This is a genomic window from Croceimicrobium sp. (genome assembly GCF_965228705.1).
Lineage (GTDB): Bacteria > Bacteroidota > Bacteroidia > Flavobacteriales > Schleiferiaceae > Croceimicrobium.
This window is the reverse complement of the sequence record NZ_OZ245832.1, coordinates 2140007-2165153: the sequence shown is the minus strand read 5'-3', so window position 1 is coordinate 2165153 and position 25147 is coordinate 2140007. Positions and strand designations below refer to the sequence as shown.

Annotated in this window: 22 protein-coding genes; 10 read left to right on the top strand and 12 right to left on the bottom strand. The window is 44.7% G+C overall.

The features are described 5' to 3' along the window. Window positions 1-10 precede the first annotated feature (10 nt). Both ACO05P_RS09820 and ACO05P_RS09815 read left to right on the top strand, forming a co-directional pair. Window positions 11-2833 carry a TonB-dependent receptor domain-containing protein gene (locus ACO05P_RS09820; RefSeq protein ID WP_421750498.1) on the top strand — a complete coding sequence of 941 codons (2823 nt, stop codon included), beginning with the start codon at window positions 11-13 and terminating at the stop codon, window positions 2831-2833. Window positions 2834-2845: 12 nt separating this feature from the next. Next, window positions 2846-4282, top strand: a complete 1437-nt coding sequence (locus tag ACO05P_RS09815) for a hypothetical protein (RefSeq protein ID WP_421750496.1) — start codon at window positions 2846-2848, stop codon at window positions 4280-4282. Between the two features lie 70 nt (window positions 4283-4352). Here the strand turns inward: ACO05P_RS09815 and ACO05P_RS09810 are convergent, their stop codons facing one another. From ACO05P_RS09810 to ACO05P_RS09780, 7 genes are read right to left on the bottom strand one after another with little or no spacing between them, the layout of a single operon-like run. Continuing rightward, the gene (locus ACO05P_RS09810; protein ID WP_421750495.1) at window positions 4353-5291 is read right to left on the bottom strand and encodes a UDP-3-O-(3-hydroxymyristoyl)glucosamine N-acyltransferase; all 939 of its coding nucleotides are present in this window, start codon (window positions 5289-5291) and stop codon (window positions 4353-4355) included. Next, a complete protein-coding gene (efp, locus tag ACO05P_RS09805) occupies window positions 5291-5860 on the bottom strand; it encodes an elongation factor P (RefSeq protein WP_421750494.1) in 570 nt (189 codons plus the stop codon). The genes ACO05P_RS09810 and efp overlap by 1 nt, the downstream gene beginning before the upstream one ends. A gap of 30 nt (window positions 5861-5890) precedes the next feature. Then, window positions 5891-6511 carry an ABC transporter ATP-binding protein gene (locus ACO05P_RS09800; RefSeq protein ID WP_421750493.1) on the bottom strand — a complete coding sequence of 207 codons (621 nt, stop codon included), beginning with the start codon at window positions 6509-6511 and terminating at the stop codon, window positions 5891-5893. Window position 6512: 1 nt separating this feature from the next. Further along, on the bottom strand, window positions 6513-7295 hold the full coding sequence (lpxA, locus tag ACO05P_RS09795) for an acyl-ACP--UDP-N-acetylglucosamine O-acyltransferase (protein WP_210759857.1): 783 nt from the start codon (window positions 7293-7295) through the stop codon (window positions 6513-6515). Beyond that, window positions 7295-8695, bottom strand: a complete 1401-nt coding sequence (locus ACO05P_RS09790; protein WP_421750492.1) for a bifunctional UDP-3-O-[3-hydroxymyristoyl] N-acetylglucosamine deacetylase/3-hydroxyacyl-ACP dehydratase — start codon at window positions 8693-8695, stop codon at window positions 7295-7297. The genes lpxA and ACO05P_RS09790 overlap by 1 nt, the downstream gene beginning before the upstream one ends. After that, window positions 8692-9705, bottom strand: coding sequence for a UDP-3-O-(3-hydroxymyristoyl)glucosamine N-acyltransferase (gene lpxD / locus ACO05P_RS09785; protein ID WP_421750490.1), 1014 nt, complete (start codon window positions 9703-9705; stop codon window positions 8692-8694). Before lpxD ends, ACO05P_RS09790 begins: the two co-directional genes overlap by 4 nt. 26 nt (window positions 9706-9731) lie before the next feature. After that, complete coding sequence (locus ACO05P_RS09780; RefSeq protein WP_421750489.1) at window positions 9732-10955, bottom strand: HD domain-containing protein; 1224 nt, start codon at window positions 10953-10955, stop codon at window positions 9732-9734. Between the two features lie 42 nt (window positions 10956-10997). Here ACO05P_RS09780 and ACO05P_RS09775 point away from each other — a divergent pair, with 42 nt between their 5' ends. The 3 genes from ACO05P_RS09775 to ACO05P_RS09765 are packed head-to-tail and all read left to right on the top strand — an operon-like array spanning window position 10998 to window position 14240. Then, the gene (locus ACO05P_RS09775; protein ID WP_421750488.1) at window positions 10998-12554 is read left to right on the top strand and encodes a response regulator; all 1557 of its coding nucleotides are present in this window, start codon (window positions 10998-11000) and stop codon (window positions 12552-12554) included. A 53-nt stretch (window positions 12555-12607) separates the two neighbouring features. Further along, window positions 12608-13039 (top strand): tRNA (adenosine(37)-N6)-threonylcarbamoyltransferase complex ATPase subunit type 1 TsaE, encoded by a 432-nt coding sequence (gene tsaE / locus ACO05P_RS09770; RefSeq protein ID WP_421750487.1) that lies wholly within the window; start codon window positions 12608-12610, stop codon window positions 13037-13039. Then, on the top strand, window positions 13032-14240 hold the full coding sequence (locus ACO05P_RS09765; protein WP_421750486.1) for an alanine dehydrogenase: 1209 nt from the start codon (window positions 13032-13034) through the stop codon (window positions 14238-14240). The genes tsaE and ACO05P_RS09765 overlap by 8 nt, the downstream gene beginning before the upstream one ends. On the opposite strand, the gene ACO05P_RS09760 is transcribed toward ACO05P_RS09765, so the two are convergent. Beyond that, window positions 14229-14990: a methyltransferase gene (locus tag ACO05P_RS09760; RefSeq protein ID WP_421750485.1), complete on the bottom strand. Its 762-nt coding sequence runs from the start codon at window positions 14988-14990 to the stop codon at window positions 14229-14231. The genes ACO05P_RS09765 and ACO05P_RS09760 overlap by 12 nt on opposite strands. A gap of 77 nt (window positions 14991-15067) precedes the next feature. Between ACO05P_RS09760 and ACO05P_RS09755 the strand changes: the two genes are divergently transcribed. Continuing rightward, window positions 15068-15424 (top strand): hypothetical protein, encoded by a 357-nt coding sequence (locus tag ACO05P_RS09755; protein WP_421750483.1) that lies wholly within the window; start codon window positions 15068-15070, stop codon window positions 15422-15424. Between the two features lie 3 nt (window positions 15425-15427). On the opposite strand, the gene ACO05P_RS09750 is transcribed toward ACO05P_RS09755, so the two are convergent. After that, window positions 15428-16594 (bottom strand): proline dehydrogenase family protein, encoded by a 1167-nt coding sequence (locus ACO05P_RS09750; RefSeq protein WP_421750481.1) that lies wholly within the window; start codon window positions 16592-16594, stop codon window positions 15428-15430. A 164-nt stretch (window positions 16595-16758) separates the two neighbouring features. On the opposite strand from ACO05P_RS09750, the gene aroB reads away from it, so the two are divergent. Beyond that, window positions 16759-17823: a 3-dehydroquinate synthase gene (gene aroB, locus ACO05P_RS09745; RefSeq protein WP_421750479.1), complete on the top strand. Its 1065-nt coding sequence runs from the start codon at window positions 16759-16761 to the stop codon at window positions 17821-17823. Further along, window positions 17816-19045 carry a 3-phosphoshikimate 1-carboxyvinyltransferase gene (locus ACO05P_RS09740; RefSeq protein WP_421750478.1) on the top strand — a complete coding sequence of 410 codons (1230 nt, stop codon included), beginning with the start codon at window positions 17816-17818 and terminating at the stop codon, window positions 19043-19045. Before aroB ends, ACO05P_RS09740 begins: the two co-directional genes overlap by 8 nt. 167 nt (window positions 19046-19212) lie before the next feature. Here ACO05P_RS09740 and ACO05P_RS09735 read toward each other — a convergent pair whose 3' ends face one another. Continuing rightward, window positions 19213-20685: a DEAD/DEAH box helicase gene (locus ACO05P_RS09735; protein WP_421750477.1), complete on the bottom strand. Its 1473-nt coding sequence runs from the start codon at window positions 20683-20685 to the stop codon at window positions 19213-19215. Window positions 20686-20809: 124 nt separating this feature from the next. Next, window positions 20810-21424 carry a DUF1684 domain-containing protein gene (locus tag ACO05P_RS09730; protein ID WP_421750476.1) on the bottom strand — a complete coding sequence of 205 codons (615 nt, stop codon included), beginning with the start codon at window positions 21422-21424 and terminating at the stop codon, window positions 20810-20812. Window positions 21425-21492: 68 nt separating this feature from the next. Between ACO05P_RS09730 and ACO05P_RS09725 the strand changes: the two genes are divergently transcribed. Together ACO05P_RS09725 and ACO05P_RS09720 are read left to right on the top strand one after the other, a co-directional pair. Further along, window positions 21493-23049 (top strand): hypothetical protein, encoded by a 1557-nt coding sequence (locus ACO05P_RS09725; protein WP_421750475.1) that lies wholly within the window; start codon window positions 21493-21495, stop codon window positions 23047-23049. 11 nt (window positions 23050-23060) lie between these two features. Further along, window positions 23061-23606 (top strand): hypothetical protein, encoded by a 546-nt coding sequence (locus ACO05P_RS09720; RefSeq protein WP_421750474.1) that lies wholly within the window; start codon window positions 23061-23063, stop codon window positions 23604-23606. On the opposite strand, the gene ACO05P_RS09715 is transcribed toward ACO05P_RS09720, so the two are convergent. After that, window positions 23603-25129 carry a GNAT family N-acetyltransferase gene (locus ACO05P_RS09715; RefSeq protein ID WP_421750473.1) on the bottom strand — a complete coding sequence of 509 codons (1527 nt, stop codon included), beginning with the start codon at window positions 25127-25129 and terminating at the stop codon, window positions 23603-23605. The genes ACO05P_RS09720 and ACO05P_RS09715 overlap by 4 nt on opposite strands. Window positions 25130-25147: the final 18 nt, after the last annotated feature.

The following is a 25147-nucleotide window of genomic DNA, read 5'->3' as shown; positions in this document are numbered from 1 at the left end:
AATTATAGCTATGCGAACAACCAAAGCGGTGCTAACGCTACTGTTAGCGCTATGCGTGCAGGTGGGTTTTGCCCAATCGCGCACAGTCAAAGGAACCGTTAAGGGGCCGGGTGGAGAGCCTATCCCTGGAGCTTCGGTGATTGAGAAAGGAACAAAGAATGGTACGGCTACAGATGCCTCCGGTTCCTATTCCATCACCGTTGCCGGTCCTAAATCTATCCTTGTTATTTCTTCTTTAGGTTTTGCAACTCAAGAACGCGAGGTGGGCTCTAATACCACCATTGACGTGTTTATGAAAGAATCCAATGAGCAATTGGATGAAGTTGTAGTAACCGGACAAGGTGTAGGGGTGAGTCGGAAAAGGATTTCGACTACGGTTTCATCAATTGATTCTAAAGAGCTGAAGAAATCGCCTGCGATGCAGCTGGATCAATTAATTCAATCCAAATTACCTAATGCCCAGATTAAGTTGAGCTCCGGTCAGCCCGGTACAGCTTCAATCATTCGTTCTCGGGGTCCGGTGTCGGCGAACACCAACACTACTCCGGTTATTATGATTGATGGGGTTCGGGTGGATAACTTGAACTCAAACCCTAGTTTGGGATTGAATACCGGTGGTGCGCAGTCTTCTGCCATTGCGGATATCCCCATGGAGGATATTGATCGTATCGAGTACATACCCGGTGGTGCTGCAACTACCTTATATGGTGCGGATGCTGCAAATGGCGTATTACAAATTTTCACCAAGCGTGGAAAAGCCGGTCGTTCAAACGTTTATTTCGAAACTCAATTGGGTCAGATGCGTGGTACTACCGACTTCTTGCGTTGGAAGGAAACAGCAGATCTGGTATTTGAGCCTGGTTTTGTGCAGAACTACCGCTTAGGATTTTCAGGAGGTACTGATGCCTTTAATTACAGCTTCTCGGGTTCTATTTATCAGGATGATGGCTTTAATGCTGTTAACCAGCAAACTCGTCGTAATTTCCGTACTACCGTAGCATCTCGCGTGTCCAATCGCTTGCGCTATTCCGCATCTTTAGCCTACTCGAATTCTGAGTTTACTCGTGACTATAATGCGAATACCAGTTATTCTCGTTTCGGTAATCTCGAGGGTGGATCCTTCGGTAATCTCGGTGACTCAAACCAAACTTATTTGGATAACCTGCAACAACAATTACAGGATGAAGCCGATGTAACAAGCATTACTGAGCGAATTAACCGCTTTAATGTGGCGAACAACTTCACTTATGATGTAAGTGATAAGGTGGTGGTTTCCTTCGACTTTGGTTTAGATAGCCGTAACTCCAAACAACAAGAATTAGGAACAAATGCCCTACAAATTGTTAAAGGAACTTATCCGGATGGAACTACTGATCAAGGTTATATCGATGTAAGTACTCGTAATTTCCTGGTATTAAGTGCTAACTTAAATGCGGCCTATCGTGAAAGAGTAGGCGATTTTGACTTCATTACTACCGTAGGTGGGCAGATGTTCCGTCAGAATGATTACCAAACTTTAATTAATGCCACCGGCGTTCCCGATGGTTCGGAATCGGTAAACAACTCCGCCGATCAAAGTGTACAGGATTTCTACAATACCGTTACTTCTTACGGACTGTATATCGCAGAAAACGTAGGTTGGAAAGACAAGCTCTTCTTAGACCTGGGTCTGCGTTTCGATGGTAACACCGCTTTTGGTGATGAGATCGGTTTAATTCCCCTGATTAAAGTAGGGGGCTCCTATGTGATCTCTGATGAATCTTTCTTCAAGAATAATATCTCTAAAGATGTGGTTCACCTGATGAAGTTCAGAGCAAACTACGGAGAGGCAACCATCTTCCCTACACCATTTGCGAATGACTTAACTTTTGCATTGAACCCTTATAATGGTTTGCAATCTTTTGCATTCGATAATCCTGGAAACCCAGAGCTGCAATCTGAAATTGCCAAAACCACTGAGGTGGGAGTTGATATCGGCTTGTTCAAGCGCTTAACTTTAGGATTTACTTACTACCGTACGCTTACCGAGGGTGCACTCTTTACCCCTCCACAAGCACCCTCTACAGGTCAGAGTGCACAAGAGAAAAACGTAGGTGAAATTGAAAACACTGGTTTTGAGATTGCCTTAGGGGTAAACATCTTGAACTCTGAGAAACACAATATGAATGCTCGTTTCTCCTATAACTACAATCAAAACAATGTGTTGAGTACTGGTGGGGCTCCTGAATTTGTGGTAGGTGGTTTTACCTTCCTCGGTTCTTGGGTTAACCAAGGTCAGCCATTGGGTTATTTACGTGGAGCAAAAGTAGTGTCTGATGGTAATGGTGGTTATGAGGTAGAGCGTAATGCTTATTTAGGTACTACCTTCTCTCCAACCTTCGGTACCTTCGGAATTGACTATACCTGGAATAATAAATTAAGTGTATTCCTAAACGGTGATTACCAATTCGGTGGTCAAGGTGTAAATGTGGATGATGTACTGCGTTATTTCGGTGGTGTAAATGATGAAGATCGTTTCCCTCAGGAAGTTCTGGATGCCGGCATCACTTCCTTCTTCGACTTAGCAGGATACTGGGTAGAGGATGCGAATTATATTAAGGTGCGTACCGTGGGTGTGGAATACAATTTCGGTAGCCTGCTTGATAGTCGTATCAAAAACCTAAGAGTAGGATTTACTTTACAGAATGCCTTCAACTGGGTGAGCTCTAGCTTTGACCCTGATGTAACTGGTTCTGGTATCCGTACACAAGGTGGATTTGCCGGAGGTGGTTTTGCCTACGGTACTGAAAGTGCGCCACGCATTTATTTAGCAACCTTACGTGTTAACCTTTAATTCCAAAGCAAGATGAAAAAGTTATTGACTAAAATATCGATCGTAGCCGCTTCAGCATTGGTAATTGTAGGTTGTGAAGCGGTGGATCCCACAGATGTGGTGAACCCCAACCTTTCGGAAGATGCCTTAGTAGGGCAACCAAACTCATCTAAGAGCTGGTTAAATGGTTTGGAGCGTCAGCTGGCCATTACCGCTAACAACAATTTGATTGTAGCTGAGATTGCTTCCGACAATTATGTAAATACCCAAACCTTCTTCAATCAGTTTGTGGATGGTTTAAATATCGACTGGCAAGATGATGATGTGGATGATTCCCAATTCCATATTGCCCGTATTCGTGAAATGGCCCTTTTCGGTTTATCTGAAATTGGTCCTAATGACCCTAATTACGACGCAACTGTTCAGGCTGAGTTTGAATTCTTTGCCGGATTATCGCACCTCTGGGCTGCTATGTACTATCGTAATTTACCAGGTTCTGCTGCAGGTCCGGTTTTAAGTCGTGATGCGCATTTAGATGCTGCAATCAATTACTTTAATTCCTCGAACACCACCAGTGAGAACACCTCAGCAAAAGCGGGTATGATGCGTGCCTATTACCTTAAAGGTGATGCGACTAATGCTGTAGCAATGGCTGATGCTGTAATTGCGGCAGATGCGGAATTCTTACGCACGATTAAATTCGATCCACAGAATAGCCGCGGAAATAGCAATAGTTTAGATTATACCGTAAACTCATTACAAGATGCCTTGTACGATCGCGGTAGTTTCGACGACTTACAGCCTTTACCAAAGCTGGATTTCCTGGATCCAAAATTCGCAGTAATTTCTGCTAATGAGGATTCTGAGATTCCACTACTTAAAGTAGAAGAGGCTCATTTGATCAAAGCTGAAGCGGCTAATGCTGCAGGTAATGATCCGGGAGCTTTACTGGCCCTCACCGACCTCTTTACCGTGGTGTCTAATCGTCCGGTTCGTAGCTTAAATGACGCTACCGAAGATCGTACTGAGCGTAATCCGGGTTCTCGTCCGGATAGTACAGATATTACTGTTGACGGTCGTGCTGGTTTAGTATTATACCGTCAAGGTGGTAATGTGAATGTGCCTACTGTTTCTGGTACTTCTTACGATCTGGCCATGGTTACCGGTATTACCGGAGATGCCATGCTGGAAGCGATTTACAATATCCGTCAGGAAGTATTTATCGGTGAAGGTATGCGTATGATGGATATGGGTATTACCCTGGTAGTTTCTCAGAATGAGCAACTTTTAAATAGTAATGTGACAACTGCAGATACTGAGCCTGTTATTCCTGGTTATCTACAGGCCATCGCCAGTGAGATCGATGCTATTACCTATGATGATGTAGCTCGTACCTGTACTATCAATCATAATATCAGTAACCTTATTGTACAAAATAAGGCCACTGCTGATGTTTGTCCTTTCCACTAGGATATAATTTCAATCCAATAAAAAAGCCCCGCTTTAAAGCGGGGCTTTCTTTTTAATAAGCTTGAGGATTTTATTCTTCCAGTTCGATACGATTGATGATCTCAGGGAGTAATCGCAAGGAAGCCATCTCGCGGTGGCGTTTACGAGCCTCATCGGCGGGATATCCAAAATACACTTTGCCTCCGGCAAGTGACTTGGAAACGCCTGATTGAGCTAAAACTACAGCCTTGTCGCCAATGGTGATATCAGAACTCACACCAACTTGCCCCCAAAGGGTAACGCCGTTGCCGATAATAGTGCAGCCTGCCACACCAACTTGAGCGGCAAAAAGACATTTTTCACCGATGATGGTATCGTGGCCTACATGCACCTGATTGTCGAATTTAGAGCCTTTGCCAATACGGGTATCGGCACTTACACCGCGATCAATCGTGCAAGAAGCGCCAATTTCAACATCATCCTCGATCACTACAATTCCGCCACTCAGCAAGCGATCGAAACCTTCGGCACGCTTCTTATAGTAAAAGGCATCCGAGCCAATTACAGTATTAGCCTGAATGATTACCCGATCGCCGAGCTGGCAATTGTCGGCAATGTTCACATTAGCGTGAATCACACAGTCTTTGCCAATCTTCACTCCGTGGCCAATGGTACAGCCCGGTTGAAGGATGGTGCCCTCGCCAATTTCGGCATCTTCAGCAATAGAAGCCTGCCTTGCTTGAAAAGGGAAGTACTCTGCGGTAAGTCGATTGAAATCCCGAAAAGGATCTTCTGAAATTAATAGACCTTTTCCCTCCGGAACTTCTACCTCCTGATTAATAATAATGGTGGTAGCGGCCGAGTCTAAAGCCTTTTGATAGTATTTGGGATGATCCACAAAAACCAGATCACCCGGACGAACACGGTGAATCTCATTAAATCCATAGGTGAGATGTTCAGCCTCACCACGGAAGCCGCATTGCAGGAAATCTGCTAATTCGGAGAGTTGAAGCGGCTTTTTGAAATCCATTATTCGCCTTTGTAACGTTCTTTATAATCGCCGGATGCGGTGTCGATCACCACTTTTTCACCTTGATCTATGAATAAAGGTACGCGAATTTCAGCACCGGTTTCTACGGTGGCTGGTTTTAGGGTGTTTGTTGCCGTATCACCTTTAATTCCGGGTTCGGTATAGGTAATTTCCAAAGCCACTTTTTGAGGAAGCTCACATACTAATGGGCGATCCTCGTCGGCATGGAATAAAACCTGGCATTCCATTCCCTCTTTCAAAAATTGAGGCGCATTGATTAATTCTTTTGGGATGGTGATTTGGTTAAAATCATCCATGTTCATGAAGTGCCATCCGCTGGGATCTTCGTATAAGAACTGATAGTTCCGGTTTTCAATTCGAATAATCTCCAACTTTGATCCAGAAGGGAAGGTGTTGTCAATTACACGACCAGTATCGAGGTTCCGTAATTTAGTGCGTACGAAAGCTGGGCCTTTGCCGGGCTTTACGTGAAGAAATTCAATGATTTGATGAGGGTTACCGTTAAAGGTGATGCACAATCCATTACGGATATCTGAAGTATCTGCCATCTTAATGATTTTGAGCAAAAATATTAAAGCCTATTGATAATCGGTTACCCGTAAGTGCTGATCACAAAGAAAGCCTTCATCTTCATTGTAATTTGTGCCTATCAATAGGGTACGATCTTCGATTTCTTTTTCCAATAAGTCCCGAAACCACTGGACTCCCGCCCGATCCAAATTCGAAGTAGGTTCATCTAAAATGATGAGTCTGGCTTCCGAAAAAAGTGCCAGGCAAAGTTTAAGTCTTTGCTTCATCCCCGAGCTCAGAAATCGGATTTTCCGCTTAGCCGCATCTTCCAACATGGCTTTTTGGATGATATCCTGCGGTTTCAATTGATTTTTAAAAGCTCTAAACCCCGCAGCGGTTTTCAGGAAATCCTGCACACTTAACTCCTCGATTAACTCGAAATAAGGAGCAGCGTAAGCAATGTTCAATGCAGCACTTTGCATATCCACTGCTTGATCTTCAACAAAGTGTTGCAGATTTCCTTCACTTAGGCTAAGGGCCCCAAAAGCCGTTTTTAGAAAGGTGGACTTTCCACTGCCATTGGCCCCGAGGATAGCCCAATGACTACCCGCCTCAATGTCGAGGTCGAGCTTTTGAAATACTATTTGACCGGGAAAGCGACGACCGGCCTTCCGGTATGCTAATTTCATCTTATTCGAGGCGGAAACCTTTCATAATACCGGTTTGTGAATTCCGGATAAAGGTGAGAATCTCATCACGATCCTGAGTAGCCTCAAAGTCTGCCTCAATGATGGACAAAGCCTGACTTACATTGTAATTCTTCTGGAAAAGAATTCGGTAAATGTTTTGCACTTCATTGATCTGCTCATTGGTATAACCCCTTCGGCGCAAGCCAATAGAGTTAATACCGGCATAAGAGATAGGTTCTTTAGCAGCCTTTACAAAAGGAGGAACGTCTTTACGTACTAAAGATCCACCCCCAACAAAAGCATGGGTGCCAATTTTCGCGAATTGCTGCACGGCACAGAGTCCGCCAATAATGGCCCAATCATCTACTTCAACATGACCCGCCAGGAGTACCCCGTTCACAACGATGCAGTTTTTGCCAATTACACAGTCGTGGGCAACGTGAGCAGTAGCCATAATGAGGCTATTATCGCCAATTACGGTTTTGCCCAGAGCTTTGGTGCCTCGGTTGATGGTTACAAATTCGCGGATGGTTACATTATTTCCGATTTCTACCGTACTGTCTTCTCCTTCGAATTTTAAATCCTGAGGGATGGCAGAAATTACAGCACCCGGGAAAATTCGGCAATTCTTACCGATGCGGGCACCTTCCATGATAGTTACATTGGACCCAATCCAGGTGCCTTCTTCAATCACCACATTTTTATGGATCGTGGTGAAGGGTTCGATCACCACCGTTGGGGCAATCTTAGCACTGGGATGGACGTAGGCGAGAGGTTGATTCATTATTTGTTCTTTTCTTTAACGATCTGCGCCATCATTTCGGCTTCACACACTAAGGAAGTACCTACATAGGCTTTTCCGGTCATCTTTACGATGCCGCGGCGGATCGGTTCAGTCATCACCAATTTAAAGATCAAGGTGTCTCCAGGAACTACTTGTTTCTTGAAACGCACATTATCGATCTTTAAAAAATAGGTGAGATAGTTTTCGGGGTCTGGAACTGTGCTTAAAGCTAATATTCCACCAGCTTGAGCCATGGCTTCTACTTGCAAGACGCCAGGCATAACCGGTGCTCCGGGGAAATGCCCTTCGAAAAAAGGCTCGTTCATGGTTACGCTTTTAACCGCTACCACATGATCTTCACTAAGCTCCATTACTTTATCTACTAATAAGAATGGGGGGCGATGTGGGAGGATATGCTGAATTTCGGTTACGTTGTGAACCGGTTTTTGGTCAGGGTCATAAGCCGGAATATCGGCGCGTTGCATTTGTTCTTTCATGGCTTTGGCTAACAATTTTGCGAAAGTAGTATTGGCTTTGTGGCCAGGTTTTGAAGCAATAATTTTTCCTTTAATAGGAGCACCCACTAAACGAAGGTCGCCAATTACGTCCAATAATTTGTGACGGGCGGCTTCATTTGTGAAGTGTAAATCCAGGTTATCCAGAATACCATTGGGTTTTACAGATACCTGATCTTTTTTGAATGCCTTTTTTAGTTTTTCTAATTTCTCAGGTGAAAGCTCCTGATCCACATAAACGATGGCATTGTTTAAATCCCCGCCACGAATTAATCCGTGGTCGAGTAGCAGTTCCAATTCGTGTAAAAAGCTGAAGGTACGGCAAGGAGCAATTTCTGATTTGAAATCATTCATGCTCTTTAATTGAGCACTTTGACTGCCTAATACTTTGGTGCCATAATCAACCATTACCGAAACCTGGTATTCATCAGCAGGAACTGCAATGAGCTCTACATCTTCTTCCGCATCGTAAAAGCGAATGCTTTCTTTGATTTCGAAATACTGTTTAGCCTTATCCTGAGCCTGAGCCCCAGCCTCTTCCAAGACACTTACAAAGGGAAGGCTACTGCCATCCATAATGGGCATTTCCGGTCCATCGACTTCAATCAAACAATTGTCGATATCCAATCCAGTTAGCGCAGCCAGTACATGTTCTACGGTGCTTACAGCTGCCGCTCCTTTTTCGAGGGTGGTGCCTCGTTCGGTATGAGTTACAAAGCTTGCTAGGGCAGGAACCTCGGGGGCTCCATCCAGGTCTACACGTTTAAATACTATTCCGTAATCGGCTTCTGCCGGATGAAAATGTAAGCTTACTTCGGCTCCGGTATGGAGGCCAAAGCCAGAGATTTTAACACTCTGACTTAAGGTGTTTTGTGGCTTGCTCATGAACCTTTGATGCTTTTTTGGAGCTCGCTAATTAATTTGGGCAATTTGCGGAAATATACATAGGACTTGCGGTAATCTGAAATCCCGAAGGCAGGACTGCCCATGATTACGCTATCATCTTCAATATTATTCATGATTCCGCTTTGAGCGGCAATCTTTACTCGGTCGCCAATTTTAAGGTGACCTGATATTCCAACCTGACCTCCAATCATACAATTGGCTCCGATCTTAGTTGAGCCTGCTACTCCCGCTTGTGCAGCAATAACGGTGTTTTCACCGATTTCTACATTATGTCCGATTTGTATCAGATTGTCGAGTTTTACGCCCTTTCGAATAATAGTAGAGCCCAAGGTTGCGCGATCAATAGTGGTATTGGCACCAATTTCTACCCCATCTTCAATGCGCACATTTCCGATTTGAGGTACTTTGGAATATTCAGATCCTTTCGGCGCAAAGCCAAAACCATCTGCTCCGATGATTACACCACTGTGGATGCTCACCTGATTGCCAATTTGGCTATCGCGGTAAATATGGACTCCACTTTGAATTATGCAGTTTTCTCCAATGCTGCTGTTCGGGCCAATAACACTATTGCCGTAAATTTTGGATCCTTTATCAATCTTTACACCGGCAGCAATTTGGCATCCCGGACCGATATACACATCTTCAGCAATTTCGGCAGAATCTGCGATGATGGCACTGGGTTCAATTCCGGTTTCCGTATTCTGCAGACTACTATAAGCTTCCAATAATTGGGCAAAGGCACCATAGGCATCTTTTACCCGAATGAGGGTGGAACTAATTGCATTTTCGGGCTTAAAATCTTCCGATACAATAACAATTGATGCCTGAGTTTCGTAGATGTAGGGGGTATATTGCGGATTGGCTAAAAAGCTTAGTGTGCCGGGTTTTCCTTCTTCGATCTTGCTGAGATTGTGGACTTTAACCTCGGGGTTGCCGTCTACTTTACCCTGCAGCATGTCGGCAATTTGTTGCGCGCTGAATTCCATTGGCCCAAAAGTACAAATAAAGGCTCTTAAGAGCTGAGTAAGGATTTGGGGCTAAATAGGAAATATTTTACTACTGGTTTTGCCAAAGCGCTGATATTGAGCTGATCTGCTGCTTCAGTAATATCTACCAGACTGCCATCCTTATACAGTAAATTAATACGATCTTTTTCCGGGTTGTAGGCATTGTTACTTATTTCCTGCTGAAAGATCAGGTAACGAGCATCTTTTTCACTGATGTTGTATTTCTCGGTAGCGGCTTGGCGAAGTTCCAGCATCTCTTCATCCGTCCAGGGATGATCTTGCATACGTACACCCAATAAATTACGATCGAGGAGTCGGCTGCAAAGCATGGCCAAGGTGGTGTCTTCACTCTTTCGCCACTCTTTGATGGCCGCCATTATATCATTGTCATCCAATTCCGCATATTGTGCGACCAGAGCCTTTCTGCCCTCCGGTAAAGCTCCGCTTAAAAAGGGTCTTAGTACCGATGGCATAGGCATGGTGTCTGTATAGATCATTCGGGCCCTTTTCAGGATTTGAATTAAGAGGTACTCGGCTCCTAATACCGTTTTATGTAAATAGACCTGCCAATACATTAAGCGGCGGGCCACAATAAATTTTTCTACGCTGTATATGCCTTTGGAGTCGACTACAATCTGGTCATCGGCCACATTGAGCATGGTGATCAATCGCTCCGAATTAATCTTCCCTTCGGTAACACCGGTGTAGAAACAATCCCGACGTAAATAGTCGAGGCGATCCATATCCAGCTGAGAGCTAATTAATTGATGAAGGAATTGTTTAGGGTAGCGATCCATAAAGATGTCGATACCCAATTGCAATTTACCTTCGAACTCTAAATTGAGTTCTTCCATAAAGGCCAGGGAAAGCGCTTCGTGATCGATGCCCGGTACGATGGAGTTTTCGAGGGCATGAGAGAAGGGGCCATGACCAATATCGTGTAAAAGTATCGCAATGTAGACGCCTTCTTCTTCTGCTGGCGTAATTTCGTGGCCTTTCTCGCGAAGGAGATGAACGGCTTTCCGCATTAAATGCATCGCGCCAAGCGCATGATGAAAGCGGGTGTGGTAGGCTCCGGGATAAACCAAATAGGTTAATCCCAATTGAGTGATTCTCCTTAATCGTTGGAAATAAGGGTGTTCCAGCAAATCAAAAATAAAGGGGCTGGGAATCGTAATGAAGCCGTAAATCGGATCGTTAAGTATCTTAAGCTTATTGGTACGCCTCAAAATTGTATACTTGTTGGGCAGGGTAAATTCGAAAACGAAAATATGGACAATATTCAAATCCTTTGGGTTGATGACGAGATAGATCTTCTGAAACCTCACATATTATTTCTGGAAGCCAAAGGTTACCAGGTAGACACAGCCAATAATGGCTCCGATGCACTGGATATGGTGCAGGAAAAACGCTACCAAATGGTCTTCCTGGATGAGAATATGCCAGGCATGGATGGCCTGGAAACACTGCAACATATCAAAGAAAAGTTCTCAACTCTTCCGGTAGTGATGATCACCAAGAGCGAGGAGGAGAGCATTATGGAAGATGCGATTGGTTCGCAGATCAGCGATTACTTGATCAAGCCGGTAAATCCCAATCAAATATTGCTGACGCTTAAAAAGCATTTGGAGAACCGTCGTTTGGTGAATGAGAAAACCACCAGCAATTACCAGCAGGAGTTTCGCCAATTGGCGATGGACCTGGCGATGGTGCGCGACATTGAAGGTTGGGAACAGCTTTTTAAGCGCTTAACTTATTGGGAATTGGAATTAGATAAACTTGAGGATGAGAGCCTGAATGAAATTTTACGTTCTCAAAAGAGTGAGGCCAATGCTCAATTTTTCCGCTTTGTACAGAATAACTACGAAGATTGGTTTGCCTATCCGGAAGATGCGCCTATTATGAGTCATACCCTGGTGCAAAACTGGGTGCGTCCTAGTTTGGACAAGGATCAGCCCTTTTTTCTGGTGGTGATTGATAACCTTCGCTATGATCAATGGAAGGTGATTCAGCCTGAAATTGAAAAGTACTTTAGTGTAGAGGAGGATCGCACCTATTGGAGCATTTTACCTTCCGCCACTCAGTTTGCTCGAAATTCGCTGTTTGCGGGATTAATGCCAGCCGAGATCAAGAAACGCTTCCCCGATAAATGGGTAGAAGATAATGAGGACGATGAGGGTAAGAATAATTACGAAGCCGACTTTTTTGCAGATAATCTCAAGCGCTTAGGCTTTGGTAGCCGCAGTATGGGGTATGAAAAAGTAACCAATCATAATTACGGTAAGAAGCTTTCGGAGAATCTCAATAATCTCTTGAAAAATGAGGTGAATGTTATTGTCTACAATTTTGTGGATATGCTGAGCCACGCTAAAACCGATATGAAAGTGATTCGCGAATTAGCAGATAATGATAAAGCCTACCGTTCTTTAACCTTGAGCTGGTTCCGAAACTCACCTCTTCTGGATATGCTGCGTCAGTTAAGTGAGAAGAAAATTCCGGTGTTGTTAACTACCGATCATGGAACCATAAATGTGGTGGATCCCACTAAGGTGGTGGGCGATCGCAGCCTCAATACCAATTTGCGTTACAAGAGCGGTCGCGGTATGAGTTATCAGGGGAAAGATGTTTTGGAAATCAAGGATCCCGAAGCAGTGCATCTGCCCAAGCAAAATATCAATAGCGCTTACATCTTTGCTAAGGAAGATTTGTTTTTTGCCTACCCCAATAACTTCAATCACTATGTGAAGTATTATCGCAATACCTATCAACATGGAGGGGTAAGCTTGGAGGAGATGATCATTCCATTTGTCAATCTTCAGCCTAAGTAAAATCTGTTTTGTTGGCGGATTGGAAATGAGAGCAAGAAATTACCTTTGCTTTTATGGCCGATTGGAATCATGAGGGCTTTAAACAGGCGGATTTACCTGAAGTAGCTCGTACTATTCTTAAGAATCTGGAGGAACCACTAGTGCTCTTTAAAGGCGACTTGGGAGCGGGTAAAACAACTTTAATCAAGGAGTTGTGCAAGCAACTTGGGGTGCTGGATGAGGTTAATAGTCCCACCTTTTCATTGGTTAATGAATACCAGGGAGCAAAGGGAGAGCAAATCTTTCACTTTGATTGGTATCGTCTCGAAGATGAATCCGAAGCCTGGGATATGGGTTGGGAAGATTACCTCGAACGCGGGGATTATCTCTTTATGGAGTGGCCTGAAAAAATTAGTACCTTAATACCCCCAGATTTTGCCTTGATTGAAATCGAAGTTACTTCGGCCGAAAGCCGCATTATCCGCTTAAGTCACCACCATGAGTAAGCCCGAATTTTTAAGCTTTTCCTCTTCCGAATTAATGCCTCAGGAGGAGGTTTTGGAAGTGCAAAAATCCCGTCAGCATTTGCAAATCGGGATTCCTGCCGAAACCTGTTTGCAGGAAAAACGAATTCCCCTTACCCCCGATGCGGTAAATCTTTTGGTTGAGCATGGCCATGAGGTAATCGTGGAAACCAATGCCGGTTTAAATGCTCATTATTCAGATCAGGATTTCTCAGAAGCGGGGGCTAAAATTGTGTTTTCGGCGAAAGAGGTTTTCGAGGCCGATATGATCGTGAAGGTGGAGCCACCTAGTGACGAGGAAATAGAATTGATGAAGAAGGGGCAAACTTTGATTTCGGCCCTGCAATTAAAAACCCGTACTAAAAAGTACTTCAAAGCTTTAATGAAGAAAGGGGTTACGGCCCTGAGCTTTGAGAATATTGAAGATGAAGATGGCATTGTGCCCGTAGTTCGCAGTATGAGTGAAATTGCGGGAAATACCTCTATTCTCATCGCGGCAGAATACCTGAGCAATGCCAATGAAGGTAAAGGCTTTATGCTCGGCGGCGTTTCGGGTGTGCCACCCACTGAAGTAGTAATTATTGGCGCTGGAACGGTAGGAACCTTTGCCGCTCGAACCGCCTTGGGATTAGGTGCCAATGTGAAGGTCTTTGATCGCTCACTTTCCAAATTGCGTCGCCTGCAATCCATGCTCAATAATATCCCGATTTATACCTGTGTTATTCAGCCCAAAATTTTGGAAAAGGCCTTAATGCGCTGCGATGTAGCCGTAGGGGCTATTCGTTCCGAAACTGGCAGAACGCCCTGCGTAGTTACAGAGGATATGGTGCGTAAAATGAAAGCGGGCAGTGTAGTGGTGGATGTGAGTATCGATCAAGGTGGTTGCTTTGAAACCAGTGACCTTACCAGTCATGATCAACCGGTATTCCGCAAATTTGATATTGTGCATTATTGTGTGCCTAATATCGCCTCGCGCGTCAGTCGTACGGCTTCATTTTCATTGAGCAATATTATGGCACCAGTTCTCCTATCGATTGGAGAAGCGGGGGGTATTGAGGAAGTCCTGCATTTGCAAAGACATATCCGCAAGGGCTTATACCTCTACAAAGGAAATTTGGTTCGGAAAGGAATTGGGGAGTGGTTTGACCTGCCTTATGCCGAGGTTGATCTTTTATTCGATTAAGCTTTTCAATTTCGCTTTCACCATATTAAAAACCCCACCGTTTTGTTGGTCGGGGATTGCTACCACATCAGCCTTATAGGCATCCATATTAAAACGGGCGATTTGATCGATGCGATGTTCTTGCCCAGGTAAATGAAAGATCGCCCAGTTTTGACCATTAGGATGAGGCCAGTCGCAAACTTTCATCTTTAAGCCATACTCCCGCCAAGCCCAATCTCTCACGGTATTTGGGCGATACGAAACGCAACCGGGATAAACCCATTCCTCTCCTTCATAATCTTCTTTCCCCCAAATAAAGGTGGCTACAAAAATGCCTTTGGTATTAAGGCTTTGCCGAACTTCTTTTAAGCAGGCGCGAATTTGCGAGCCGCTGGCATGGGAAAAAATGCTTTGAGCCAGAATGAAATCAAATTTCTCCTGAAACCTGCTGATCTCGAAATTAGCAGCGTTTAGGAAATTCGGCTTTTTAAGGTCTACCAGGTCCTGACCAATTTCTTGACTTACCGCTTCGTCGATAAGCCATTGATTAGGCTCAATACCGTAGTAATTCCCAGTATTGAGGTAGGGGATCAATAACTTGCCGGCTCTTAGAGAGCCACAGCCAATATCACATAAAGTATGATCGGCTCGCAAGCCAGCGGCAGTAAGCAAAGTAAATTGCAAGGCGCCTAAAAGATCGTATTTCAAGGGCGGGCCTACAAAAGCCTTATAATGTTCGTCTCCCGCCTGTAAATTTTTCAGATCCATCATTTTTTTACGGATATCTTGCGTAAAGGTCTAAAAAAAATGTTCGGCCCTTCTACCTTTGTCGCCATTGAATACAGTGTATGCGCATCGGAAGAAAAATCGTCTATTATTTGCTGGGAGTAGGATTGGGTAGCCTTTTAGTTTTTTTCATCTTTGGCGACCGAGATATCGAATGCAATTATTTTCCTAACGATCGCGTACTCTACGATCTGCGATTGAAAGAAATTCAGTTAGCTCCAGAGCTGAATTCAGGGGATACTCTCGATTTACAATATGCCCTGGAGCGTGCTCGGGTAGATTTCGATAAAAGTGAAATTAACGACGAAGGCTGCAATGTGTATCATCTCGATTTGAAAGATCGCATGAAGAGCTTCCGCATTGAGAACTGCGATTCCATTGCAACCGTATTGGCCGTTTCGCCGATGGAGGCTAATTAGACCTTAGTCCAGTCCGCGACGTTTCATCTCCTTTTTGATTAAACTGAGCTCACGTCCACTTTGACCTGAGGCGCTGGAATTCTCTTCGGCGCGACGAATCAAATAGGGCAAAGTTTCAGCTACGGGACCAAAGGGTAGGTACTTCACTACATTATAACCAGCTTTGGCAAGGTTAAAGCTGAGGTTGTCACTCATTCCGTACAATTGGCTAAACCACACTCGATCATCTTTAGGGTCGAGTTTCATTTCGTCTACTTTTTCCGCTAATAGACGGGCACTCTCTTCATTATGACTGCCAGCAACTACTAAAACGGTGTCCAAGTGATCCATTAAGAAACGGATCCCGTCATCATAGCTTTTATCACTATCGGCCTTGGTAGCATGGATGGGATCAGGATATTTTTTGTCCGCAGCGCGATCGCGTTCTTTTTCCATATAGGCTCCCCGGACCAGTTTTGCACCGTAGAAATAGCCTTTTTCACGGGCTTCATGATAGGAGTCTTTTAAAAATTGCAGCCGGTCTTTACGATACATCTGCAGGGTATTGATTACCACCACACGATCGCGGTTAAAGCGCTCCATCATTTCGCGGGCCATCTCATCAATGGCTTTCTGAATCCAGCTTTCTTCTGCATCAATCATAATGCGAAGACCATATTTGTTAGCGGTATAGCAGATTTCCTCCATCCGCATTTTAGCGCGTTCCCAAGCCCGAGCTTCAATTTCATTAAAGGGTAGTCCGGCACTATGGCGTTCTAATAAATCAAAGGGTGCAATACCGGTAACTTTAAAAACCCCAAAAGGAATTCCCGGGTGATCACCGGCATATTGAATGGTTTCTACGATTTCGTCTTTGGTGGCGTTAAAGTCGGCCTCGGTTTCTTTGCCCTCAACCGCAAAATCCAAAAGGGCCGAAACCCCGTGTTCCCGAAGCTTATCGATAATAGCCTGGCATTCCTCGATGGTTTCACCACCCACAAATTGATCGTAAACGGTTTGCTTCACTACCGTTCGGATGGGGAGACCTAATTTAATGGCCAGGTTGCTGGCACGACGGCCCAGTCCTACTAAACTTGAATTAGCTACCAATCGAAAGAGCCAATAGGCTTTTCGCAACTGATTATCCGACTTTAAGATAAAAGCGGTTTTGGTATCGTTGAAGTCTAACATGTCGCAATTTTTAAGAGGCTTGCAAAAGCTTATCCCGCATCTGTTTATTCGCTTTAGGGGAGCTCGATTTCGCAGCGACGAATTACCTACTAATTTACTGCAAATCCAAGTCCCTGCCAGCGATTCATATCACTATTCCGCAAAGCCTGCTTACCTTTGATTTTATGATCGATCAACTGGAGAAATTCGGGCTCTTTTTTGAAGAAAAAGCCTTGCTGCAATTCCAATCCCTGATGCTGGAGAAGGACTATTCTAAGATTGCTATCCTCTGTGATTCTCATACTCATGACTTGTGTTTGCCAATCTTCCTGTCGCAGCTTCCAACTTTGGAGGCCGGGAAATTGGAGATTGTCGAATTGGAACCCGGTGAGGAAACCAAATCCATTGAGGTATTAGCCCAGGTTTGGGATGCTTTTGGAGCCTTGGAAATGGATCGCCATAGTGTGTTGATCAATCTGGGTGGCGGGGTGATTAGTGATTTAGGAGGTTTTGCGGCTGCGACTTATATGCGTGGGATCGATTTCATCAATTTCCCCACTTCTTTATTGGCCATGGTCGATGCTTCTGTTGGTGCTAAAACGGGCATTAATTTCGGAGCCTATAAAAATCGGATTGGTCTGTTTACGGAACCTTTAATGGTGGGTATTCTGCCTGAATTTCTCGAAACCTTGCCTGAGGAGGAGTTCCTTTCGGGATGGGCCGAAATGCTAAAACACGGCCTTATCGCGGATGCCGAACATTATCGAGGGCTTATTCGGCGAAAGCCAAATACCTCTCAAATAGATTCGGCGCTGATTGCCCATTCGGTAGCTATCAAAGCCGAGGTGGTGGCTCAGGATAAGCATGAAGGTGGATTGCGTAAGATTTTAAATTTCGGTCATAGTATTGGGCATGCTTTGGAATCCTGGTATCAACAGGCGGGACAGCCCCTTACACATGGTTATGCCGTGGCCCTGGGGATGCAAGTGGAGCTGTCGCTCTCGGCCGCTTTCGCGGAATGCGATATTAATGAAGTGCAGGCTTTGCAACGTGATTTGAGAAAATTCTATCCTGTTCCCGTGCTCAAACCCCAAGCGACTGACTTAAAGACCATGCTCTTAGGAGATAAGAAAAATAAGGGTAGCCATTTGCGCTTTAGCTTGCTTCGAAGTTGTGGGGCAGCTCTTTATGATATTGAAGTGCCTATGGACTCCGTATTGGAGCATTATAATAATTACTTTCATGGCTAAGCTTCGCCTTTCACATCCTACTGGAAAATTGCGAGGGCGAATTCAATTGCCAGGCTCAAAAAGTGAGTCGAATCGCTTTTTACTACTGAAAGCACTTTACGCTCCTAATTTGCCACTAAGCGGACTTTCGGATAGCGGAGATACTGAGATTTTGCAAAGGCTTTTGAACGATTATCAGAATCAGTTGGAACTTAATGCTGGCGACGCAGGTACGGCCATGCGATTTTTCACCGCTTTTCTGGCTGCTCAAGAAGGAGAGTGGACCTTAGATGGATCTGAGCGCATGCGGGAGCGTCCAATCGCACCTCTGGTGAAAGCTTTACGCGAACTAGGAGCAGAAATTGAATACCCGGATCAAGAGGGCTATCCTCCTTTAAAGATTAAGGGCCGGAACTTAAAGGGGGGCTTGCTGCATATCGATGCCAGCCTTTCCAGTCAGTACCTCTCAGCCTTAATGATGATCGCTCCTTCTTTAGAGCAGGGTCTCGAAATGCGATGGGATGGGCAGCCGGTTTCAATGCCCTATATCTACCTAACTGCTAACTGCATGCGTCGCATGGGTTTTAAGGTTTTTGTGCTGGGCAATGAAGTACGTATTCCTCCTCAGTTTAAGCCGGAACTCCCCAAGCAAATTGCAGTGGAGCCAGATTGGTCTGCGGCTTCTTATTGGTTGGCCATGGCAGCTTTAGCCCAAGATGCCGAAATCTATTTACCCGGATTCAGGCAGTACAGTATGCAAGGCGATTCTATTGTTGCTCAATTGATGGCGCCTTTAGGTGTGGAGCAAACTTTTATTGGCTCCGGTATTCGCATTCATAAAGCCGCGCCATTGCCAGTACCCGCTCAATTAAATTTATTGGATACACCGGATTTAAGTCAGAGTTTAATTCCGGCTTACGCCGCAAAGGGAAAGCAGCTCCAATTCTGCGGACTCCAAACCTTGCGCATTAAGGAGACAGATCGCATAGCGGCGCTACAAAATGAATTGCAAAAATTCGGGGAAGCATGTGCGGTCGGGAATGACTTTCTTCACCTGAAAGGAGGATTTCGGGCTAGTTTCCAAAGCATTGCTACTTATGGTGATCACCGCATGGCTATGGGCTTTGCCGCGCTGGCCTTATTGCATCCTATTGCTATTGAAAATCCAGAAGTAGTGACAAAGTCCTATCCTGCCTTTTGGGAGCATTGTAAGGTCTTAGGCTTTGTAGTAGAGGAGCTCTAGGATCGAATTGCAAATTCTTCAATGCAGTTTCTGATCCAGTTTCGGAAAACTCAATCCAATTTAGGCGGCATCACGAAATCTATCGTCTACCGTCTATCCTCTAAATTCTCTTGAAAGAATAGTACCAGCTACAAACGACAAACGACTAGCTACCAACTACCAGCTGACTACTTCTTCTTCCGCTTCGCATTCGGACGATTATGTCCATGCTTAAAGGGTTTGCGCTTGGCCTTGAAAGAAGGGCCTCCGCCGCCAGGTTTGCCGCTTCGTTTGCCTCCTTTTTTTCCGCCTTTGAAATTGCCACCGCGGTCTTTACCGTGATTTACATTCAGGCTTTCCTCATTTTGGAGGTTTAATTTAGAAGCTTCGAAGGCAATTACCTTGGCCATAAACTCCTCTTTAGAGAGATTGCCCCAAAGGTTTTGCAGCTCGGCCATCATACCGGAAGGAATATTTCCTTTGATCGGTTGATTCAGGATTTGCTCGCCCCAAGTTTTTAAGCGTAGGTCAGCGATATCATCCACTTCAGGAATTTGCACCTGACGGAAATTGATACCTAAATCTTTTTCCAAGCGACGCAGTTTCCCTTGATCACGAGGGCCAATCATTGCCAATGAGATTCCTTTCTTACCTGCACGAGCGGTACGTCCCGAACGGTGGGTATAGTAAGATGGATCATCTGGTAAAGAGAAGTGGAAAACGTGGGTGAGATCATTCACGTCAATACCACGGGCGGCTACGTCAGTCGCAATCAGAACCGGTAATTCGTGGTTCTTGAAACGCTTCATTACGCGGTCACGTTGCACCTGGCTGAGGTCACCATGCAAAGCATCGGCACCATAGCCGTCTTTCATGAGCTCTTCAGCTAAGGATTGGGTATCCAATTTGGTACGACAGAAAACCACTGCCCTGATTTCAGGGTCGAGGTCAATAAAGCGCTTCAGGGCCAGGTTCTTCTGGTGGTGACGAACGTGAACTACCTGATGGTCGATATTTTGGTTTACCTGTTGCTTTCGATCGATTTTCACCTCGAAAGGTTGATGCATATAAGTATCAACGATGCGGCGAATTTCATTCGGCATGGTAGCCGAGAAAAGCCAGGTCATTTTTTCTTTAGGGGTATAAGCCAGGATTTCATCCAAAGCTTCCTTAAAGCCCATATTCAGCATTTCATCTGCTTCATCCAGAACCAAGATTTCGAGGTTCTCTAGATTTACCGCACGGCGCTTAATCAAGTCGATCAAACGGCCGGGGGTAGCAATGAGGATATGCTGAGGCTTATGCAGCGCCTTCATTTGAGTTTGAATATTCGCACCACCGTAAACAGTGAGGATATTCATTCGGTCTAAATACTTCCCGAAGGATTGTAACTGCTCTCCAATTTGCTGTCCTAATTCTCGGGTGGGAGCCAAGATTAATGCCTGGGTGTGCGGGAACTCAGGGTCAATGCGTTCCAATAGGGGTAAGCCAAAGGCGGCTGTTTTACCAGTACCGGTTTGGGCTAATCCAATTAAATCACGGGCATCATCTAAAAGGGCAGGGATGGCTTGCGCTTGGATGGGAGATGGGGTTTCAAAGCCCATTTCGTCGAGGGCGCGGAGGACTTCAGGAGACAGTCCAAGTTCAAAAAAAGAGCTCAAAAAAGATCGCTTAAAATTCGCTGCAAAGGTCGACTAATTATTTGAATTGCAGCTTAAAAAGAAAATGTGCTGCAATATTAATTTTTCAGAGGAAGTTTGGTTGGCGTTTTTTATAGGCTCATTTTTAGTGTTTTGGCTCATAGCGCACTCCGGCTTTAATGAAATAATTCAGTCGATTATCACGAGGTGGAATAGGGCAGGAGTAGCGGCCATTATAAGCGCAGTAGGGATTATAAGCTCGGTTGAAATCAATCAATAGGGAGTCGCCCTTTGGAATGCGTAAATCCAAATAACGTCCGCCTCCATAGCTGCCAAAACCATTGGAATGATCGGTAAAGGGGATAAAAAGATAATCCTGATATTGAGGCATTTTGATTAATCCCAGATTTTGATAGATCGGCAAGTGGAATAAACTGTCACCCAATTCGAAGTGTGCAATAGCATATTGCTTGTAAACCGGTTCACGATCGGTGGTAGTGGGCATTTTAAAGGGCTTGGAATCTGGCGTCAACTCTATTCGTGCCCAAACGATAAAATTGGTGTCAACGGGATACCAATCCAGACTGCTGAAATTCTGGCGATCTTCTTCTTCCAGGGGAGACTCGGCTGAGTCAGCGAACTCCAAATTTTGTTCCAGGCGATATTCATAATTCAGCCAAAGCAGACTATCCATTAATGAGGATTGAGCGCTAAGATTAGACCCAATAAGAAGACTTAAGTAGAGAAAGGTTTTTCGCATTCTTCAAAGATAGGGAAAGCCCATAGTCAATAATTGGCTACCTTCGGACTAAACCATTACTGATTAAAATGAAGAATTATGTCCTTTTATGGGGCTTGGGGCTGCTCATTTTGAGTGCTTCAGCTTGCAAAGAACTTGAGTACAAATGGCATTACCGCGATGTGCAGGATGCCGTGCATAAAACTCAGGATATTCCTACAGAGAGTATTTTAAAAGCCCATCTTAAAAATGGTGAGGTCTACTTTTTTCCAGGTGCCTGGTGGGTAGATACCAATAGCAGAGCAGTACAAGGCATGGCTTATCGTTATGATGCCAACCGTGATTTTTTAGATAGTGCAGAACGAAGCTTGCCCATCGCTTCAGTTAGTCTCTTTGAAGTGAATAAAGAGCTGGATATTAGTTCCGGGCATCAAATGTTGGCTCCCCTAACGGTGGTTAATATTGGCCTGTCCTTTGTGTGCCTGGCTAATCCTAAAGCTTGTTTTGGCTCTTGTCCTACCTTTTATAGTGTGGAGGATCAGGGCCTTTTTTCGGCTCGGGCCGAAGGCTTTTCCAATGCTATTTGTCCTTCTTTGGAATATGCCGATATCGACGATCTGATGATTTCGGAATATTCGGATTCCCTCTTCACCTTGGTGATGAAGAACGAAGCGCAAGAAACCCATGTTTTGCGATCAGTTCAATTAGTAGCCCTAGCCCAGAATGAAGGGGAGCGCATTTTCCAAAGTCGCAAAGGCGATTTTTATGCTACCCAAGGATTATGGCTGCCTCGCAATAATGAGCTTTTAGCTACTGCTGATGGTCAGGAGTATTTTTCTGAGGCCGATGCGGAGAATCTAGCTTCGAAGGAGGAGTTGATTTTAGAATTTGATCTAGATCCCTCTCAAGAAGATCTGGGGCTGGTCCTCGATTTTCGACAGACTTTAATGACCACCTATTTTATCTATTCTGCCCTTTCCTATATGGGTGATGAGGTGGCAGACATTATCGCCAAATTTGAGAATAGTGGCGATTTATATGAAACCATGGATCAAGGGCTCAAATCGGAATTAGGAGAACTGGAAGTCTATCTGTGGAATGAAGATACTCAGGGCTGGGATTTTCAAGGAGCATTCTATGAAACCGGGCCTATTGCTATTAACCGACAGATTTTGGATTTGGCGCATCAGCCGAAAGGCCCTTTGAAATTAAAACTTTTAATGAACCGTGGCTTATGGAGAATAGATCGTGCTGCTATTTGCTCCATTCAACGGAAGTTAGAACCACAGGCCCTGAAGCCAATTGCTGTGCGTAAGGCGGGAATAGAATCAGCGCAAGCGAAAACCGAATTGAATGATCCGGATTTACAATTAGTTTCCATGCCGGGCGACTATTTTGAGTTGGATTTTTCCCTAGATCCGAATCAAGACTATGCCCTCTTTTTAAAAGCCGAAGGTTATTATTTGGAATGGATGCGCAAGGAGTGGTTGGCAGACAAAGATCTTTGGAAACTGCGACAAATGTTTAAGCAGCCTGCACTTTATCTTAAGAGAGAAGCAGAGGCATATAAGATTTACGAGCAGAATATGGAAGAAGTTTTCTGGTCTTCTCAAGTGCCCGCCGAACCATTGACTCTGAAACCTTAATGCTGCTGATTATGAAAAATTGTATTTCAAAATTGAGCTTCGTGCTGGTGCTGGTGATTTTGTTCAGTGCGTGTTCTACTTCCGATATCTTACCCAAATCTTCAGAAGCTCATCAAAACTTATACGGCTCTTATATTGAGTTGGACCTTAAGCGCAGTGCTAAGGTGCCCAAAGTAGTAGGTGAACTAATTTCAGTGAACGATAGCAGTATCTTCATCATTCATGGTGAGGATGGAGAAGTTGATCATGTAGAGGTAATGTTGGATCAGGTTCAGGGCTTTCGGGTCTATATGCTCGAGCCTCAATATCCGGTTTGGTCCAATGTGGCCCTTACCCTATTGCCGGTAAGTCATGGCATTGTAGGATTTGTAAGCTTACCAGTCAATGTAGTAACTATGGGAGTGGTCAATGGTCAGGTAAAGGATCGAGCTTCTCACACGGATTATGAAATCCCTCTTTCGGAGCTCTACCACTTTGCACGCTTTCCTCAGGGTTTCCCGCCGAATTTGAAATTTGAAGAATTGAAAGCAGCCCCTTTGCGAAAGAAGAAAAGTTAAGCTTTCAGCTTTGTAAGTTGATAAAGGTCCAGACGACGGTCTTTAAGGTTTCGAACGCTACCAAATTCATTGAGTTCACGCAGTAGATTGATATCTAAATCTACTACCAGAATCATCTCCGCATTGGGGGTAGCTTCGGCCTTAATACCGGTGCTGGGGAAGGCAAAGTCGCAGGGTGTGAAAACCATGGATTGGGCAAACTGAATATCCATATTACTCACTTTGGGTAAGTTGCCTACACTGCCGGCAATAACCACATAACACTCGTTTTCAATGGCACGAGCCTGAGCGGTATTGCGTACCCGGCTGTATCCATTTTGGGTGTCGGTAAGGAAGGGGACAAAAAGAATGTCCATGCCTTCTTCGGCCAAAATTCGGCTTAGTTCCGGGAACTCCACATCGTAGCAAATCAGGATGCCAATCTTGCCACAATCGGTATCGAAGCTACGCAGGATGTCGCCTCCTTCCATACCCCAAACTCGTTCTTCGTCGGGGGTAACGTGAATTTTCTCAAAGCGATCCAGGCGACCATCACGATGACAGAGATAGCCTACATTGCGAAGCTTATCATTCACAATTTCGGGCATGCTCCCGGTAATGATGTTGATATTGTAACTTACTGCCAATTGGGAGAAACGACTCACAATCTCTTCGGTGTAGCCCGCCAATTTGCGAATAGCCTCTGACTCCTTAATTTCATTGTAAGCGGCCATTAATGGCGCATTGAAAAATTCGGGGAAGAGGGCGAAATCGGAGTGGTAGCCAGAAATGGAATCCAGGAAGAATTCAGCCTGGCTCATTAATTCATCCAGATCGCGATAGGGCCGCATTTGCCATTGTACCAGGCCTACTCGAATTACCCGGGTTTGGGTTCCCGGACCTTCGCTAGGCTTTTCGTAATAAACATTGTTCCACTCCATCAAAACAGCATGGTCCAGAGACTCGGTGTCTCCCTCCAAATAGTTTTTGAGGATTTTCTTTACGTGGAAGTCATTATTAAATTGAAAGTTAAGTACCGGATCTTCAATCTCCTTTGCTTTTACCTTTTCCAGGTATTGTAAAGGACTCAGGTCCTTTGCGTAAAGGTGGTATTTGGGCATTCGCGCCCCAAAGGCGATGCCCTTTAAATTGAGTTGTTCACAGAGCTCTTTACGGAAATCATAGAGTCGGCGTGCCAGGCGCAAACCGCGGTATTTGGGAGAAATGAAAACATCAATACCATAGAGCAAGTCACCATCCTTTTTATGCGTTCTAAAGGTGTCGTTACCGGTAACATCGGAGTAGCTATGGTTTTTCTCGGTAATGCTGTCATCCTGCAAAACTGAAAGTGCACAACCCGCTAATTCGCCATTCACCTTTAAAATGACCTGCCCTTCTGGAAAGAGGGAAACCAATTTCTCGATTTCCTCTTTTTTCCAGTGAAGGCTATTCATGCCAGCATAGGCGGCATCCATTAAATCTTTTAAGGCTTGATAATCCTCGGCGTTTAAGTAGGCGAGTTCTACGTTTTCAATTGTTTCCATAATGCCTTTGGGCGTCTT